The 18,801-nt window shown below is 32.1% G+C and carries 16 protein-coding genes; 8 read left to right on the top strand and 8 right to left on the bottom strand.

What is annotated here, in order from left to right:
* Window positions 1–20 precede the first annotated feature (20 nt).
* The 4 genes from KO494_RS06975 to KO494_RS06960 are packed head-to-tail and all read right to left on the bottom strand — an operon-like array spanning window position 21 to window position 3,978.
* Entirely contained in the window at window positions 21–665 is a 645-nt protein-coding gene (locus tag KO494_RS06975) for an NADH:ubiquinone reductase (Na(+)-transporting) subunit D (protein ID WP_215966875.1), read from the bottom strand.
* Between the two features lie 3 nt (window positions 666–668).
* A complete protein-coding gene (locus KO494_RS06970; RefSeq protein WP_215966874.1) occupies window positions 669–1,415 on the bottom strand; it encodes a Na(+)-translocating NADH-quinone reductase subunit C in 747 nt (248 codons plus the stop codon).
* 2 nt (window positions 1,416–1,417) lie between these two features.
* Complete coding sequence (locus KO494_RS06965) at window positions 1,418–2,623, bottom strand: NADH:ubiquinone reductase (Na(+)-transporting) subunit B (RefSeq protein WP_215966873.1); 1,206 nt, start codon at window positions 2,621–2,623, stop codon at window positions 1,418–1,420.
* A complete protein-coding gene (locus KO494_RS06960; protein WP_215966872.1) occupies window positions 2,623–3,978 on the bottom strand; it encodes a Na(+)-translocating NADH-quinone reductase subunit A in 1,356 nt (451 codons plus the stop codon). The genes KO494_RS06965 and KO494_RS06960 overlap by 1 nt, the downstream gene beginning before the upstream one ends.
* A 181-nt stretch (window positions 3,979–4,159) precedes the next feature.
* Between KO494_RS06960 and KO494_RS06955 the strand changes: the two genes are divergently transcribed.
* A complete protein-coding gene (locus tag KO494_RS06955) occupies window positions 4,160–5,413 on the top strand; it encodes a type IX secretion system plug protein domain-containing protein (protein ID WP_215966871.1) in 1,254 nt (417 codons plus the stop codon).
* A 98-nt stretch (window positions 5,414–5,511) separates the two neighbouring features.
* Window positions 5,512–5,898: a Co2+/Mg2+ efflux protein ApaG gene (apaG, locus tag KO494_RS06950; protein WP_215966870.1), complete on the top strand. Its 387-nt coding sequence runs from the start codon at window positions 5,512–5,514 to the stop codon at window positions 5,896–5,898.
* 213 nt (window positions 5,899–6,111) lie between these two features.
* Here the strand turns inward: apaG and KO494_RS06945 are convergent, their stop codons facing one another.
* Both KO494_RS06945 and KO494_RS06940 read right to left on the bottom strand, forming a co-directional pair.
* The gene (locus KO494_RS06945) at window positions 6,112–7,104 is read right to left on the bottom strand and encodes a DUF6695 family protein (RefSeq protein ID WP_215966869.1); all 993 of its coding nucleotides are present in this window, start codon (window positions 7,102–7,104) and stop codon (window positions 6,112–6,114) included.
* A complete protein-coding gene (locus tag KO494_RS06940; RefSeq protein ID WP_215966868.1) occupies window positions 7,097–7,822 on the bottom strand; it encodes an NRDE family protein in 726 nt (241 codons plus the stop codon). The genes KO494_RS06945 and KO494_RS06940 overlap by 8 nt, the downstream gene beginning before the upstream one ends.
* 149 nt (window positions 7,823–7,971) lie before the next feature.
* Here KO494_RS06940 and pruA point away from each other — a divergent pair, with 149 nt between their 5' ends.
* Window positions 7,972–9,597 carry an L-glutamate gamma-semialdehyde dehydrogenase gene (gene pruA / locus KO494_RS06935; protein ID WP_215966867.1) on the top strand — a complete coding sequence of 542 codons (1,626 nt, stop codon included), beginning with the start codon at window positions 7,972–7,974 and terminating at the stop codon, window positions 9,595–9,597.
* Between the two features lie 78 nt (window positions 9,598–9,675).
* On the opposite strand, the gene KO494_RS06930 is transcribed toward pruA, so the two are convergent.
* The gene (locus KO494_RS06930; protein WP_215966866.1) at window positions 9,676–10,764 is read right to left on the bottom strand and encodes an Omp28-related outer membrane protein; all 1,089 of its coding nucleotides are present in this window, start codon (window positions 10,762–10,764) and stop codon (window positions 9,676–9,678) included.
* A 114-nt stretch (window positions 10,765–10,878) separates the two neighbouring features.
* On the opposite strand from KO494_RS06930, the gene KO494_RS06925 reads away from it, so the two are divergent.
* From KO494_RS06925 to KO494_RS06915, 3 genes are all read left to right on the top strand, one after another.
* Complete coding sequence (locus KO494_RS06925) at window positions 10,879–11,361, top strand: TlpA disulfide reductase family protein (protein WP_215966865.1); 483 nt, start codon at window positions 10,879–10,881, stop codon at window positions 11,359–11,361.
* Window positions 11,362–11,405: 44 nt separating this feature from the next.
* A complete protein-coding gene (locus tag KO494_RS06920; protein ID WP_215966864.1) occupies window positions 11,406–13,106 on the top strand; it encodes a DUF6029 family protein in 1,701 nt (566 codons plus the stop codon).
* A gap of 149 nt (window positions 13,107–13,255) precedes the next feature.
* On the top strand, window positions 13,256–15,631 hold the full coding sequence (locus tag KO494_RS06915) for a T9SS type A sorting domain-containing protein (RefSeq protein ID WP_215966863.1): 2,376 nt from the start codon (window positions 13,256–13,258) through the stop codon (window positions 15,629–15,631).
* 54 nt (window positions 15,632–15,685) lie between these two features.
* On the opposite strand, the gene rsmG is transcribed toward KO494_RS06915, so the two are convergent.
* A complete protein-coding gene (gene rsmG, locus KO494_RS06910; protein ID WP_215966862.1) occupies window positions 15,686–16,315 on the bottom strand; it encodes a 16S rRNA (guanine(527)-N(7))-methyltransferase RsmG in 630 nt (209 codons plus the stop codon).
* A 143-nt stretch (window positions 16,316–16,458) separates the two neighbouring features.
* Here rsmG and KO494_RS06905 point away from each other — a divergent pair, with 143 nt between their 5' ends.
* Both KO494_RS06905 and KO494_RS06900 read left to right on the top strand, forming a co-directional pair.
* Entirely contained in the window at window positions 16,459–17,553 is a 1,095-nt protein-coding gene (locus KO494_RS06905; RefSeq protein ID WP_215966861.1) for an acyl-CoA desaturase, read from the top strand.
* Between the two features lie 31 nt (window positions 17,554–17,584).
* Window positions 17,585–18,769, top strand: coding sequence for a pyridoxal phosphate-dependent aminotransferase (locus KO494_RS06900; protein WP_215966860.1), 1,185 nt, complete (start codon window positions 17,585–17,587; stop codon window positions 18,767–18,769).
* Window positions 18,770–18,801 lie beyond the last annotated feature (32 nt).

Genomic DNA, 18,801 nt, shown 5'->3' with positions numbered 1-18,801 from the left:
GTTTGTGAGTAGTTACTAGCTTAATCTTCAATTAATGCTTTGTTTCTACTACGTTGTACCCAAATAATAATTCCTACAACAATTAATGCCATTGGAGGCATAATCATAAAACCATTATTTTCGTAACCTAATGCGTATAATCCTGTTTTTTCAATAGGATCTCCTAATACAGGAATACCTAATAAAGTACCTGCTCCTAGAAGTTCTCTAAAAAATGCTACGATTATTAAAATAACACCATATCCTAAAGCGTTACCAATTCCGTCAAGAAAAGATTTCCAAGGTCCGTTTGCTAAAGCAAAAGCTTCAAAACGCCCCATAATGATACAGTTTGTAATAATTAATCCTACAAATACCGAAAGGGTTTTACTTAGCTCGTAAGCAAAAGCTTTTAGTACTTGATCTACTATAATTACTAATGCAGCAACTACAATTAGTTGTACAATAATTCTAATTTTTGAAGGTATAATGTTTCTCATTAAAGAGATAACCACGTTACCAATTCCTAATACAAATAATACCGAAACAGACATTACAATTGCAGCTTCTAATTCTGCAGTAATTGCTAATGCGGAACATATACCTAGTACTTGTATAGTAATTGGGTTATTATCTGCTAATGGATCTGTAATTAATGCTGCGTCTTTTTTTGATAAAAGTCCCATAAATTAATTGTTTTTTAAGTTATCAAAATAAGGTACATATTGTTTAAGCTCTGATTTAATCATTGCAGAAACACCATCTCCAGTAATTGTTGCACCAGCTATTGCATCTACCTCATTATCTGTTTTATCTAAATTTTTAGGATCGTTATTACTTTTAGAGATATTAATACCTTTAAAGCTTCCGTTAGACTTTAGGTGTTCTCCTATAAAGTCATCCATAAAGAAACGTTGTTTAATGTTTGCACCTAAACCTGCTGTTTCTCCTTTATGATCAAAATAAGCACCTTGTACAACCATGTTTTCATCCATTGCTATATAAGCCCAAACTGCATCCCAAAGTCCTTTTCCTCTAATAGGAGCTATATAAAATGTTTGACCATCTTTTTCTCCAACAAATAAAGGAAGTTTTCTTACGTTACCAGCTTTTGCGCTTGTTTGTTCTTTTTTTACATCAATTAAATATGCTTTATCGTTTTCAGATACTTTATCTCCTTCAATTACTAATTGTTTTTTTATGTATTGATTAAACAATTCTGGAGCTTTATCTGTAGAAACAAAAATGGCAGAATTTCCTTCATTTTCGTTAATACCCATAGCATACAAGATATTTTGTTGCTTTTCTAATCTTTGGTTACTATCAATTTTAGGTCTTAATGCAGAAGCCGTAAAAGCTAGCAAACCTCCTACTACAATTACCATGGCAATGGCAAAAATAATAGTATATGAATTTTTGTCTGTTTTATTTTCCATCGTTATGCGATTTTTGCTTTTAGACGTTTCATTCTTTTCTTAACATTTGCTTGAACCACATAATGGTCAATAGTTGGAGCAAATACATTCATTAATAGAATGGCTAACATTACTCCTTCTGGATAAGCAGGATTAAATACTCTAATTAATATAGAGATGAAACCTATTAAGAATCCGTATATCCATTTTCCTTTATTGGTTTGTGATGCTGTAACAGGATCTGTTGCCATAAACACAGTACCAAAGGCAAAACCACCAATAAGTAAGTGATGCCAAAATTCTGTACTCATTAAGCCATAAAACTTGCTTGTTTCGGTTATCCAACCAGAACTAACAACACCATTAAATATTAAGCCCATTACTAAAGCACCAACACAAGAAGATAACATAATTCTCCAGCTTCCTATTTTAGAGAAGATTAAGAATAATGCTCCTAATAAAATTAAAAGTGTCGATGTTTCACCAACAGAACCAGGAATAAATCCTAAAAACATATCTGCTACAGAGTGAGTAACATCATGATTTTGTGCTAGTGTTCCTAAAATGGTTTCTCCTGAAATAGCGTCTGGAGTACCTGCTAATTCTTTAGCACCTTCCACCCAAACTTTATCTCCAGACATCCAAGTAGGATATGCAAAGAATAAAAATGCACGAATGGTTAATGCTGGATTAAGAATATTCATTCCTGTACCACCAAAAACTTCTTTACCAATAACAACTCCAAAGGCTACTGCTACTGCAAGCATCCATAATGGAATATCAATTGGAACAATAAGAGGTACTAACATTCCTGTTACTAAATACCCTTCTTCTACTTCGTGTCCTTTAATTACTGCAAAAATAAATTCGATAAGTAAACCAACTCCGTAAGAAACAATAACAAGTGGTAACACTTTTACAAGTCCTATTACTAAGTTATCCCAAGCCCAAAAAGAACTGCTAAAAAACCCGTTAGCAGCTTCAATTGCTCCTGAAGCTAAGTGGTGTTGGTAACCAGCGTTAAACATACCAAATATTAAACATGGTATAAGTGCCATGATTACCGTATTCATGGTACGTTTTAAATCATCTGCTGCTTTTATATGAGTTCCATTATGTGTGGTCTCATTTGGCAAGTATAAAAAAGTATGTATTGCGTTAAACGCAGGGGCCATTTTGGTGCCTTTATACTTTTCTTTTAAGTTATGTAAACTACTTTTTAAACCCATTATCCTATCTCTTTTAGCATTAAGTCTAAACCTTTTCTAATAATATCTTGATGTGGTTGTTTAGATACACATACAAACTCTGTTAAAGCAAAATCTTCAGGAGCAACTTCGTACATTCCTAAAGCTTCCATTTCGTCTAAATCTTTATACATACATGCTTTTAAAATTTGCATTGGGTATATATCTAGAGGAAAAACTTCTTCATAGGTTCCTGTTGTAACAAAGGCACGATGCTCACCATTAGTATTGGTAGTTAAATCGTATTCTTTATTAGGTGTTAACCATGAAAATGTAAATGCTCTTGAGGTAGACACCTTATTAAAAACAGGCTTGTTCCAACCAAAGAACTCATAATCATCACCTTCTGGTATTACAGTAATAGTATTGCTATAATAATCTAAAAAGCCATCTGGTTGTACTTGCTTACCGCTTAATACATTTCCTGAAATGATTCTAATACTCTGGTTTTTATCTACACCATTATCATAAATCATGGAAGCAACTTCGGCTCCTAATTTAGTAACAAAATATCTTGGTTTTTTAACAGAAGAACCTGCAAGAGCGACAATACGTTCTGCATTAAATTTTCCAGTTAACAATAATTCACCAATAATAACAAGGTCTTGTGCATTTACTGTCCAAACAACCTCACCTTTATTAACAGGATCTATTTTGTTTATTTGTGTACCTACATTTCCTGAAGGATGCGGACCTGAAACAGTATGAATAGTAGCACCAGAAACTTTTGCTAATGGTGAGTTACCATTTTTACCTACAGACACATGCACTTGGCCTTCTGTTAACTTTGTTAAAGCAGTAATTGCTGCTTGTAGTTCTGCTTCTTTACCTTGTAGGGTAAAATCTAAATCTGCCACCAAAGGTGCAGATGCATAAGCAGAAATAAAAATAGCTTTCGGTGCTTTTTCTGGGTTTGCAATCACATCATAGGGACGTTGCCTAATAAAAGGCCAACATCCTGAAGCTAACAAATGTGCTTTAACGTCTTCTGCTTTTGCGGCATCCACATTAAACTTACCATTATCTTGGTAAGACTGCTCTTTGTCTGCTTGAATTTTAACTGCTAAAATTTTACGTTTTGCTCCACGAGGAATGTCTATTATCTCACCAGAAACTGGAGAAACAAATTTCAATGCTTCATTAGCTTTACTGTAAAAAACAGGTTCTCCTGCTTTTACTTTAGTTCCAACTTTAGCAATTAATTTTGGTATAACACTGTGGAAGTCTTCTGGTCTTATAGAATAGAAATTACTGACAATGGCATTTTCTTTTGCCTTCTCTGCAGTTCCTTTTAACTTAATATCTAGACCTTTTTTAATCTTAATGTCGTTTGACATATTATTAATCTATTTGTTAATAGTTATAGTGTTTATAATTCTTAAGTCACTTAAAAATCGAGGCAAATTTACAAATAACTAATCCGTTTTCACAATAATTTAAAAAGAAATTTAATCAGAACCGTATTACGGCTTTTTAAGGCATAAAATTTGCTTATATTTACTGCAAAACATTAAATATATGCTTGTGAACTTCAAACATTTAATCGTCTCTTTTTTATTTTCAACTACACTTTTTGCACAAGTTGCCCAAGAAATTGCTCCGCCTGATTATATAAAAACCATAACTTTTAAGAGCAATACTACAGAAAGCCAACTCCCTGTTTTAAAACTTGGCGAATACTTAAATCTAGAGTTTGATGCTTTAAATGGGTATGAAGAAGATTATTATTATGAGATTGAACATTATAATTATGACTGGACGCCTTCGGTTTTATTTAAAATGGAATACTTAGAAGGTTTTGACAAACAACGCATAAGAACTTATGAAAATTCTTTTAATACACTACAAATATATTCTAACTACCAACTTACAATTCCTAATGAGCAAACACGTAGCTTAAAAGTTTCTGGAAACTATATGCTTAAAATTTACAACGACTATGACGAGCTTGTTTTTTCAAGAAAATTTATGATTTATGAAGACAAGGTTAATGTTGGTGTTGCTGTAAAACGTTCTCGTGATGTAAGAGATATAGAAAACAAACAAACTGTTGACATTACCATATCTTCTGGTAGCACGCAAATTAACAACCCTAAACAAAACATTAAAACAGTTATAGTACAAAACAACAATTTAAATACTGCTATTTCTGGCATACAGCCAATGTACACACTTGGTAATGAACTTATTTATAAGTACACTAAAGAAACTAGCTTTTGGGCTGGAAATGAATATTTATGGTTTGAAAATAAAGATGTAAGAGCTGCCAATACAGGAGTACAATTTATAAATTTAAAAGACCTGTATGAAAATTTCTTATTCACCAATACCACAAGATACGATAAAGCTTATACCTACAACCCAGATATTAATGGTAATTACTTAGTAACTGCTATAGATGCTACCAACTCAAGTATTGAGGCAGACTATGTATGGATGTATTTCTCTTTATTAATAGACGAACTACCTCAAGACAAAAACGTATATGTGTATGGTAATTTTAATAATTACACTTTAGATGAGAGTACCAAAATGATTTTTAATCCAGAACGAGGAGTGTATCAAAACAAAATGCTTTTAAAACAAGGGTTTTATAATTACAAATATGTAGTTGTAGATAAAAACGGAAATATTGATGAAGGCGCTATTAGCGGAAATTTTTGGCAAACTGAAAACGATTACAAAGTACTTGTATATTATAGAGATTTAGGTGCACGATATGATAAAATTATTGGTTTAGGCGAAGCTAGTTCTGTTAATATTACTAATTAATTAAAAAAAATTACTATCTTCATACAAAATCAAGATAATTCCATTCCTTTTTTTAGTATTTTTAACAAGTACAACCCTAGATTATTAAGAAACTTACAATGGTTCAACAAGTAACAAAAGGCATAAAAATTTCGGTAGATACTACTTTTGAAGGCACTTTTTATAAAAATTATAAAATACAGTTTGCCTTTGGATATGAGATTACTATTGAAAACCAGAGCAAAGACTCTGTGCAACTTAATGCAAGACATTGGACCATTTTAGATGCACTAAACCATGTTGTAATTGTTTCGGGTGAAGGGGTTATTGGCAAAAAACCTGTTTTAAAACCAGGAGAATCGCACACCTATAATTCTGGCTGCTTACTTACCTCTCCTTTTGGAGCCATGAAAGGGTATTATGAAATGGTAAATTTTAGTAATACTACAAAATTTCATGTTGCAATACCTACTTTTAAATTAAGTGCTCCTTTTGCTTTAAATTAAAAAACACTACCTGCATTGAAGTAATTAGTTAGCCCCTGGCAATTTTAAAATTAAAAGCGAGTAAAATATATTCAGCCGTAAAACATTGACAGTTTCCCTATAAATTTGTGTTGAATATTACACTTTTAAAACACAGGAACTAACAAAAAATAAGACAGCCTCTAAAAACAGGTGGCATATAAACGTATATTTATAATCTAAAAGAAATAACGTTTACTCCTTTATTTCAAACCTATAAACTGTTCCTTTTTGTTCTACATGAAAAAATTTACAATTAGAATAATGAATAAAACTAAAGGTTTCCTGATAATTAAACCCTGTTTCACTCACTTCATATAAAGCGTGCACATCTACATTTCCGTGAGGCGAAATACGCTTATACCAATACTCTAAACTATTTTCTGTAGCATGCAATTCATACCAAGCTCCTGCAGCAATACCAGAAAGCCATTGTGCTTTTTCATGTAAATTAGCAACAGGTTTAGGGTGCAATGTACCTACAAAATTTGGTGTGTGATTTTTTAATCTATCTAAAAAATACAATCTATTATCTTTACTTACTGTAGAAGCATAATCTGCAATTTCTCCTGTTTCAGACACCTCATACACTTTGTTTTTAGTATCTGCAAGTACTACATTGCCAATAGTACTAGGCGTAAACCATTTCGATTTTTGTAGCTTTTTATGTATCACCTCATCTGTAACAGAAGCGATTAAAGTATCGGTTACAAAACGCGCACAATTACATGCATCTTTGGCAAAAGCAGCATAACGTATAAAATGGCGTTCTTGCATTTTTGTAATATGTGCTCTAGCCAATGTATAGTCTACAGAATCACAAACCGAAGCTATTAATTTACCGTCGCCATGTGTTAGTTTTGGGTGTGTAGCTAGAAATTGTAAAATTTCATTTAAATTTTGTATTTCTCCATTTTTAATAGAAGCTTTAATAGCAAAATCTAATTCATGGTCTGTATCTCTACCTCGCACTCTTCCGCTAGGTTCTGGCGTAATATATCTTCCAAAATCATGGTACTCTAAAACTCCCGTAGCTTTATCAATTAATACCAAAGCGGCATGACCTGCTCTTAAATAATTCTTTTTCCCTATACCAAAAAAACGCAAAAAAGGCGAATACCACTCGTCTGCAACCATAACTATAGTTTCAGGATACGCAAGCGTTAGTATAAATGCTGTATTATTCATGTACGGTTTCTGTAAATAAAAAAGTGCTTAAAGATTTCGTGTTTTTGGCAAGGTTTTCAAAACACATAGACACTACACCCTTCGTTTTTTCAACTTGTGTAATACTAGTCGTTTTTACAAAACCTCTATCCATAACCACACCATACTCCTTGTTATTTATATGTGTGTTTTTATGAAATTGTAACGCTTTCGCGGAATTTAATTTATTTCCCTTTTTAAAATCATCAAACCATTGCGTCCTTTCATCTTTCATTGCTTTAGAATACAATGTGGAAGAAGACCATATTTTAGCTTCTTTAGGTAAGTTTTTAAAATGTTTTTGATCTCCATCCCAAACCAATTCGTAAAATTGTAGATTAGTATTCCAGTCTGCAATCACCAAAGTAAAAGGTTCTATATCTTGAAAATTATAAGCCTCTATTGCTGTAACAATTTCTTTTGAAGCTAATAAATCTTTCACCACAACACCTCTACTCAACCTGTAGCTTTCTTTTCTTTTATGATGCTTAAAACCTCCATTTAATAAACATATTAATCGGTTTTTATCACTTACACCAATCCATGTTCCTCCCGCTTTTTTATCTTTAGGAAACAACAATTTAGCAGCATCTACCTCATAAAAATCAGGCACTAGAGACACTCGATTTGGCGCTTCATCTCTGTTAGAGGTAAGCACAAAATCATTTTCACCTGTAGGAAAAATAGTTACTGTACACATGTTTGTATAGTCTTTAAACGAAAGAGCAACTTACAAAAAAATATCTTATAATTTAACTTGTCTTTAGTATTACTAGCCCTTACTTATCTATAAAAATATCGTAACTTTGTACCTCAAAAATTTTCGAATCACAAAACCAATAAACAATCATGGGAAAAGGATTTTTTAACGTACCAATTGCCATTAATGAGCCTGTTAAATCTTATGCTCCAGGATCTCCTGAAAGAGAAGCTGTATTAAAAGCATACAAAGAAATGTTTAACAGTAAGGTAGATGTACCAATGTATATTAACGGAAAAGACGTAACTACTGGAAACACCAGAACCATGTCTCCTCCTCACGATCATAAACATGTAGTTGGAACCTACCATGTAGCAGAACAAAAAAATATTGACGAAGCAATTTCTACGGCTTTAGAAGCTAGAACTGCTTGGGCTAATACACCTTGGGAACAACGTGCTGCCATATTTTTAAAAGCTGCCGAATTAATTGCTGGACCATACAGAGCTAAAATTAATGCTGCAACAATGATTGCACAATCTAAAAACATACACCAAGCAGAAATTGATGCTTCTTGTGAGTTAATAGACTTTTTACGTTTTAATGTTCAGTTCATGACAGACATTTATCATGAACAACCAGAAAGTACAAGCGATGCTTGGAACCGAGTAGAATACAGACCACTTGAAGGTTTTACATACGCTGTAACCCCTTTTAACTTTACAGCTATTGCAGGAAACTTACCTGCTTGTATGGCCTTAATGGGAAATGTTGTTGTTTGGAAACCTAGTGACAGCCAAGTATATTCTGCTAAAGTAATCATGGATGTTTTTAAAGAAGCAGGTGTACCAGATGGTGTTATTAATGTTGTTTTTGGTGATCCTGTAATGATTACAAATACCGTATTAGCAAGTCCAGATTTTTCTGGTTTACACTTTACAGGTTCTACTTTTGTCTTTAAAGAATTATGGAAACAAATAGGAACCAACATTCATAACTATAAAACCTACCCAAGAATTGTAGGTGAAACTGGTGGTAAAGATTTTATTGTTGCTCATAAAACAGCAAATGCAAAACAAGTAGCTACTGCTATTGTTAGAGGTGCTTTTGAGTTTCAAGGACAAAAATGTAGTGCAGCATCTAGAGCGTATATACCAAAAAGTTTATGGGCAGATGTAAAAGATTTTGTTATTGAAGATATGAAATCTTTAAAAATGGGATCTCCAGAAGACATGAGTAACTTTATTACTGCAGTAATTCATGAAGGTTCTTTTGATAAGCTAGCTAAATATATTGATGGAGCAAAAGCAGATGCTGATGCAGAAATTATTGCTGGTGGAAACTATGATAAGAGTAAAGGATACTTTATTGAGCCTACAGTTATTCTTGCTAAAGACCCAAAATACACAACCATGTGTACCGAGTTATTTGGCCCTGTAATTACAATATATGTATATGAAGATGATGCTTACTCTGAAACTTTAAAACTAGTAGACCAAACTAGCGAATATGCATTAACTGGAGCAATATTAGCAACTTGTAGATACGCAATTACAGAAGCTACAGAAGCTTTACAAAACTGTGCCGGAAACTTCTATATTAACGATAAGCCAACAGGAGCAGTAGTTGGGCAACAACCGTTTGGAGGAGCTAGAGCTTCTGGAACAAATGACAAAGCTGGATCTGCACAAAACTTATTACGTTGGGTTTCTCCTAGAATGGTAAAAGAAACCTTTGTAACTCCTACAGATTACAGATATCCATTTTTAGGATAGTATATAAAAACTATTAAACACAAAAAAAAAACCGAAGCTTTCGCTTCGGTTTTTTTATTTTCTTAATATAAATACTTTCTAGTTTTCTTCAAAAGTTTGGTCTTCACCAAAATCTCCACCTCTAGAGTTTAACGCTGCATTGCTGTCATCAACAACAAAAGCAACTACATGTATGTTTGAGTCATCACTAACATTAGAAGGAATACCTACATTAAAAGTAGCAGTATAAACACTTTCTTTAGTAGTCTCTGCACTTGGTATTTCATCTCCTAATAAATCTGTTAAAGAAGCTCTTAAAACATGATTATGCTCAAAATCACTAATAACAGAAGTTCCTCCGTAATAAGTAGTATAATTTGTTTGATCATAAATTAAACCATCTTCTAAAACATAAACAACAAGCTTTAAATTGCTAGAAGAAAAATCTTCTCCAAATTTTACATTCACATCAATTTCCATATCAGATCCATTAATAGTAGAACTTAAAGCCAAACCTAATGCTGCATCATCTCCAGTTAAATTAACAACTTGTCCTGAATTAATTGGTTCTGGATAACTCCAAGAAGTAGTTCTGTTTAACATTGCTGTTGGATAACCAGTTAAACCAACTAAATCTTCCAAATCACCTGCAGGAAAATTATAAGGATCAACACTACTACCTGAAGAATTACCTCTATGTATTGCTACAACCACTGCCTGATCTGTACTCGCTTGTACACGTTCTATACCATAAGCAACTCTTGGGCAATAACCACACCAAGCTCCTGTATAATCTTCAATTAAAACATTTTTATTAAACACAATTGGAGGTGTATCTACTGTAATTACAGTACTATTAGTAAATGTATTATAAGTAGCTACCGCATTAAAAGTACCAGCTACTGCAGATGAAAAAGTATTACTTGCTAAAGTTGTACCATCAACAACAATATCTGCTAAAGCAGTTAAGTCTGAACCATCATTTCCAGTTACTGTAAAAGTAACAGTCTCACCAACATAAACACTTGCTATATTAGCACTAATAGTAATACTAGTTAAAGTCACTACGTTTCCACCTCCATCATCATCAGCCCCAGTAGAACCAGAGTCATCACTGCTGCTACTACAGCCAAAAGTAAAAGCTAATAAACATAAAAAGAATGCGCGTAAAAATAAATTTGTCTTCATAAAAAATTATTTCATTGTTAAAATATTTCGCTAAATATAGTACATTTTCATAGTTTTGTTGTTAATATTGTTTTTTTTTCACCATTAATCTTATTTTACAATTAAAAATCTATTATGAAAAACACTACTATTCTATTAACATTACTTTTATTTTCATCTGTATTATTTTCTCAAAACTTACCTAATATTGATTTAAAGTCTCTAGACGGAGACACTGTTAACGTAACTGAAATTTCTAATACAGATACTGTTAAAGTATTTAGTTTTTGGGCTACATGGTGCGTACCTTGTGTTAATGAGTTAGATGCTATAAGTGAAGTATATGACGAATGGCAAGAAGAAACACAAGTAGAAATTATTGCGGTTTCTACAGATGATTCTCGTACACAAAAAAGAGTAAAACCAATGGTTAACGGAAAAGGATGGGAATACCAAATTTTACTAGACGAAAATCAAGAATTAAAAAGAGCACTAAACATATCTACTATTCCACATATAGTAATTGTAAAAAACGGCGAAATAATTTACAGACATAGTGGTTATACTCCTGGAGCTGAAGATGAGTTATATGAAATTATTCAAGAGCACTCAAAGTAAAAATAACCCTAACTAAAAATATATAATCACCACAAACTAACCTAATGAAAAAAATAATTCTGGTCCTATTTCTCAGCTTTTCAGGACAACTTATATTTGCACAATTAATTGACAATTTAGCTATTGGTATAGAAAGTAATGGAGCTTGGTATAACGATGATAAAAAAACCGGACCTTTTCAAGATGACGTTAATAACGATAGTGATGAACACTTAAGATTTAATAACTATTTAAAAATAGATTATAAGTTTTTAAAAAACTTTACAGCTTCTGTTCAAGTAGAATCTTATGAGCCTTTTGCTTTACTAAACTACTCGCCAAATTTAAAAGGCACCAATCTTGGTACTTATTCTCTTAATTATAAAAACGCTAAACTAGATGTTACTGCTGGTCATTATTACGCTCAGTTTGGTAGTGGACTCATTTTAAGAAACTGGGAAGACAGACAATTGGGTATTAACAATGCACTTTTTGGTGGTAAAGCCGAATATAGCCCTACAGACTACCTTTCGCTTACAGCTTTATATGGTAAACAACGTGTAGGTTTTGATCTTTCTGATGGTGAATTTTTTGGATTTAATACAGAATTTAATGTATCTAATGCTTTGCAATTTGAAAAATCAAATATTAGCCTTGGGTTTAGTTATGTTGGAAGAAAAGAAGCAACAGATATTATAGATGCAGAATTTAACGAGCTAACCAATGCTTTTTCTGGTAGAATAGATTTTAGTCATAATAATTTTTATTCTAGTATGGAATATGTAGCTAAAGGAGAGGATGCAGTAGTACAAAACATTAATGATAATAATATTTTTCCTGATGATTTTATTAAACCAGGTAATGCGCTTTTATTAAATGCTGGTTATTCAAAATCTGGTTTTGGTCTTGACGCCACTTTTAGACGTCTAGAAAACATGAGTTTTTATTCTGATAGAAATACTGCTGGAAATGTATATTTTGAAAATATTGCAAACTTTATTCCTGCGTTAACAAAACAACACGATTACTTATTAACCAATATTTTTGTGTACCAACCTCAAGGCATAGTAAACTTTACGTATGACGCTGGAATATTTAAAGTTGGAGAAATTGGCGGACAAGTAGACCTGTACTATAAAATAAAAAAAGACACCCCTTTAGGAGGTAAATATGGTACTAAAATTGCCGTAAACGCATCCTATTGGTCAGGCCTTAAAGGAGATGTTTCTACAGATTTTGAAAACATAGATTATGATATGGATTTTTTAGGATTTGGATCTAAATATTTTTCAGATGTAAGTTTAGAAGTACGTAAAAAATGGAACAAAAAATTAAGCTCTATTTTTTATTACGTAAACCAATATGCTAACCAAAAAGAAATGCTAAGTATTTTTTCTGCTGAAACTATTAAAACTAATATTTTAGTTGCAGAATCCACCTATAAACTTGGTAAAGGAAGATCTTTTAGAATAGAAGCTCAAAAACTATGGTCTAATTCAGAGGACCATAACTGGATAGGTGGAACTCTTGAATATAACTTTAATTCAAAATTTTCAATCTATGTAAATGACATTTATAATAGTGGTTCTGACAAAGACACAGAAAAAACACATTATTACAACTTAGGTGGAAGCTTTACAAAAGGAGCAACACGTTTAGGCCTTAATTATGGTCGCCAACGTGCTGGACTTGTTTGTGTTGGTGGTGTTTGTCGTTTTGTACCTGAAGCAACAGGATTAACTATGAATTTAACAACTACTTTTTAAAGAAAACAAACACATTCTTAAAAAAGCCCTTAAAATTTTGTCATTTTAAGGGCTTTTTTATGCTTTTTATCCGAATTATACTACAAAAATAAAATACTACCAAGAGAAGTTTATATATTTAAATCAATTAATCAATCCTTAAATATATTATGAAAAATTTCTATTTCCTTTTATTATCCCTCTTAAGCATTTCCTCATTTGCGCAAAACAAGGAAGCTTTTACAAAGTTTGACACCTCAGGAATGCAAACGCAAATTCTAACACAAAACGCTTTAACAGAAGACATTACCAACTACAACCATAAAAAAGTAAACCATTTACATTTTTACCAAGCCTATAAAACCATTGCTCAAGGAGATTTACAAGAACGCCTTTTACCATTACAAAACCTTAAAGAACAAAGCAAACAAAGTTACTTTACCAAAGTAATTCCTTTAGCAATTTTACATACAGAGTTTGAATCTGTAACAGATACTGCATTTCAAAACAACAAAGTTACTGTTGATGCACAAGGCTATATATTAAGAGCAGATACAGAAACACCAATTTTTGAAAAAAGCAGCTTAACCATTGCTGCTCCTCTTAGAAAAAAAACAAAAGGACTACAAACTACTTTTCGCTTAGATGCTTCAAATGTATTTAATACAACTAATAATAGCATAGATAAAATTACTGCAGATTTTAATGATGGAGAAGGTTTTAGAGTCATTAATACAAATCAAAACATTACAGTATTGTATACCGAGGAAGGAAAAAAAACAATACATTTTAATATAACCTTAAATACTGGTGAGATCGTTTCTAGAACTTCTACTATTGAAATTAAATATTCAAACCAAGATTTAAGCAATTTGTTCAATAGAGAAGTTGCAACCTTTACATCAAGCATTACTCCTAATCTTTCTGCTTATGGCGAAACCACTTCTTATCCTGGAGTTGGAGAATATGAAATATTTTTAAGCGACGACAACGTTTTAGACAAACCCATTTTTTTAGTAGACGGTTTTGATCCTGGTGATGGTAGAGATATTACCGGTTTACAAGAATTGTTAAATTTTGATGACAATGGCACAACCTCAAACCTTGAAACATTAGTTAAAGAAGAAGACTTTGATGTAGTGTACTTAAATTTTCCTGTGTATACGAGAGCTACAGACAATCAAGTTATTGATGGAGGTTCAGACTTTATAGAACGAAACGCGATGCTTCTAGTAGAATTAATTAACCTAATAAACATGCAAAAAGTAGGTAGTGCACAAAATGTGGTGATAGGACCAAGTATGGGAGGATTAATTTCAAGATATGCATTAAACTATATGGAAAATGCAAATATAAATCACGAAACAAGATTATGGATTTCTTTTGATGCACCACATCATGGAGCTAACGTACCTATTGGATTTCAACATCAGTTTAACTTTCTTGCTTTTGGTTTAGATGATTTTTGGATACTAGGAGACCAAAACGTAGAAGAACTACAACCTATTATTGATGGCATGTTAACCTCTGCTGCTGCCAGACAAATGCTAACCGATCAATTTGAACCACATATTACCAATAGCGATGGTGTTTCTTTTAATAATAGTTTAGCAACACCAAGAGCGCATCCTTTTAAAAACACTTTTTTTAATAGCATGAATAGCCTTACTACTTCTGGCTTTCCAGAATTAACAAGAAATGTATCTATTATAAATGGAAGCGGAAATAATAGTCGTTATCCTGATAATACTACAAATATGAATAATTTGGTTCCTGGTAGTAAAATTCTAGATGCAGATATTGATGTAATGACTGGAGCAGATATGAAGATAGAAACGCATTTTACACCTTATGCAGGAACGCAAATTCAAACCAGTAAAGTGCATTTAGATTTTTCTTGGTGGTTTCCGTTAGCTAATGACAGACATAACAATGCAAATTCTACTGCCTTTACCTATACTAACGGAATAGATGCTGCTTCAGGAGGATTGTTTGACATTTTAAAGTTAACCGATGACTTAGCAACAGATGGTTTGGTTGGTGATTTTTTAGGTGCATTAAACACAGATTACTTTAATTTTATACCAAGTGTAAGCGCTATGGCTTTTGAAATTACTAATAATGAAATAAACTGGTTTCATACACCCTCAAGTGTTACTACAGGAAGATCTACAACAAACACCACGCCTTTTGATGCTTGGTATATGCCTACATTAAATGAACCTCATGTTACCTTAACCCAAGAAAATGTAGCATTTGCTTTATATGAAATATTTCAAGAAACGCTTTCAACAGATGTTACCTTGCAAAACAATATTAAACTAGAGCAAAACCCTATTAGTAATGGTTTAAATATTGTAAGTACACAAACCTATGAAAATACTAAAATTACAATTGTAGATGTAACAGGAAAAATGGTTTACAACACACAAATTACTTTAAACGAAAGAACAAACATACCTTTACAAATTGCCTCTGGTTTATATATTTTAAATATAGAAACTACAGAAAACAAAAACCTAAAAACAAAGTTTGTAGTGCGCTAAAACTAGCTTACCTAATAAAAAAAGCTTCTTTAGAGAAGCTTTTTTTATTATTATTTAACCTTTAAATTTTAAAGGTAAGTGTACCACTTTTTTTGTTTCAAAAAAGTCTTCGGTATAAAAATCTGAAATGTTATAAATAGTGGCTTTAGGGTAATCTTGAAGCTCTTCCGATAAATCACCACCTTTTAAATAGATAATACCATTTTTAAGTGCATGGTTTTGTTTTTTTGCTACTCTACCTTTTACCCAATGCACAAAAGTAGGCATTGCAGCAACGGCTCTACTTACAATAAAATCATAAGTATCTTTAATTTCTTCTACTCTACAATGTGTAGTTTTCACGTTTTCTAAACCTAATCCTTCAACAACCTCTCTAACTACATTCAGCTTTTTATTAATACTATCCACCAAATGAAAAGAACATTCTGGAAACAGAATAGCCAAAGGTATTCCTGGAAAACCACCACCTGTACCAACATCCATTATTTTGGTGTTAGGTTTAAAATCTATCACTTTGGCAATAGCTAAAGAATGAAGAACATGACGTAAATACAGTTCATCAATATCTTTTCTTGAAACTACATTAATTTTTAAATTCCAATCTTGGTACAAAGCTTCTAACTTGGTAAACTTATCTATCTGATCTTCTGTAAGGTTTGGAAAATACTTAAGAATTAGCTGCATATTATTTTAATTTTGCACAAAAGTAGAGAAATTATCGTGCATTTTTATGAAAATTTTATTAAGATGCATATCAATATTAATTATCTTTGGTGCAATAATTGATACTTATATTTTAAAGTTTCAATACAGTAAAAAGTAACAGCATGACAAAACAAACAATATCCTTTTCAAGAACAGACTCTGCAAAATTTTTCAGGACACTAAACAAGCGTGTTAACAACTATTTTAAAGAAAATAACATAAAAAAAACAGGAAACTGGAAGTTATACATTAAGACCATTATAATGTTTACATTACTACTTGGTCCTTTAGTACTATTATTAACTATTGACATGCCAACTTGGCTGCAAATTATATCTATGATGGTTATAGGTATAGGTATGGCAGGAGTAGGAATGAATGTTATGCACGATGCAAATCATGGATCATTTTCAAGTAAAAAATGGGTAAATAAACTAATGGGAAGCAGCATACATATTCTTGCTGGTAATGACTATAACTGGAAAGTACAACACAATGTTCTACACCATACCTACACAAATATTCAAGGACACGATGAAGACATTGATGCAGGAAGAATTATTCGTTTTTCAAAGCATTCTAAATGGCTAAAAATTCATCAATACCAAAAGTATTATGCCTTTTTCTTATACGGTTTACTAACGGTAAACTGGGCAATTACAACAGATTTTAAACAAACCTACGTGTATTTAAAAAGAAAATTATCTTATGGCGATTTTCCTAAACCTGCTACACAATGGACTAAACTAATTATTGGTAAAATAATATACTATTCTATCTGGGTAGTTTTACCTTTATCTTTAGGCTACACATGGTGGCAAGTATTAATAGGCTTTTTAATTATGCATTATACAGCAGGAATTATTCTTAGTGTTATTTTTCAATTAGCACACGTAATGCCTAATACAGAAATGCCTGTGCCTGACGAAAACGGTAACATGAAAAATACTTGGGCTATTCACCAATTATTTACTACTTCAAATTTTTCTCCTAAAAGTTGGTTGGTAGAGTTTTACACAGGAGGATTAAACAGACAGGTAGAGCACCATTTATTTTCTCATATTAGCCATGTTCATTACAAAAACATAGCAAAAATTGTTAAAGAAACAGCTCATGAATTTAGCTTACCATATAATGAGTACAACACCATCTGGAAAGCAATTGCAGAACATTATGAACAACTAAAAGTATTAGGTCAAAAACCTAGTATGGCATAATTAATATTAGTACTATAAATAACAATTTACAATGAGCCTACTTTCAGAAAGGATAATTAACATGTCTACATCTGCCACTTTAGCTATGGCAGCAAAAGCAAGAGAATTAAAAGCAGAAGGAAAAGACATTATTGGTTTAAGTCTTGGTGAACCAGATTTTAACACACCAGATTTTATTAAAGAAGCAGCTATACAAGCTATTAATGAAAATTATAGCTCATACACTCCTGTTGATGGATATGCAGAGTTAAAACAAGCGGTTATCACTAAGTTTAAAAGAGATAACAACTTAACCTATACCTTACCTCAAATTGTGGTTTCTACTGGAGCAAAACAATGTTTATATAACGTAGCAATGGTAATGCTTAACTCTGGTGACGAGGTTATTTTACCTTGTCCGTATTGGGTAAGCTATAGTGATATAGTAAAAGTTGCTGAAGGTGTTCCTGTAGAAGTAGAAACTTCTATTGAAAACGACTTTAAAATGACAGCTGCACAATTAGAAGCTGCTATTACACCAAAAACTAAAATGATTTGGTTTTCCTCTCCTTGCAATCCTAGTGGATCTGTATATAGTAGAGAAGAATTAGAAGCTTTAGCTGTAGTTTTAAGAAAACACCCAAACATTTATGTTGTTTCTGATGAAATTTACGAACACATAAACTTTATTGGTGGTCATGTAAGTATGGCTGAAATAGATGGTATGTATGACAAAACCATTACTATTAACGGTGTATCAAAAGCATTTGCAATGACTGGTTGGAGAATTGGTTATTTAGGAGCTCCAGAAGCTATTGCTCGTGCTTGTAACAAAATACAAGGTCAAGTAACAAGTGGAGCGAACTGTATAGCACAACGCGCTGTTATTACAGCTTTAAACGAGTCTCCTAGCAGAGTACAATTCATGATTGATGAATTTAAAGTACGAAGAGATTTAGTACTAGATTTATTAAATGATGTAGATGGTTTTACCACTAACACACCAGAAGGTGCATTTTATGTATTTCCTAATATTTCTTCTTTCTTTGGAAAAACCTTAAGAGGAAAAAAAATAAACAATGCTACAGATTTTTCTTTATACCTATTAGAAGAAGCCTTAGTTGCAACTGTAACTGGTGAAGCTTTTGGTAACCCTAACTGTATTCGTATTTCTTATGCAGCTAGTCAAGATCAAATTATTGAAGCTATAAAAAGAATTAAAGAAGCGGTTAGTTAGTAACCTTTATTTTAATAAAATAGTAAAAGCCA

Origin of the sequence: Lacinutrix sp. C3R15 (genome assembly GCF_018860825.1) — a bacterium.
Lineage (GTDB): Bacteria > Bacteroidota > Bacteroidia > Flavobacteriales > Flavobacteriaceae > Oceanihabitans.
The sequence above is the reverse complement of the archived record's forward strand: the minus strand, read 5'-3'. Positions and strand labels throughout refer to the sequence as shown.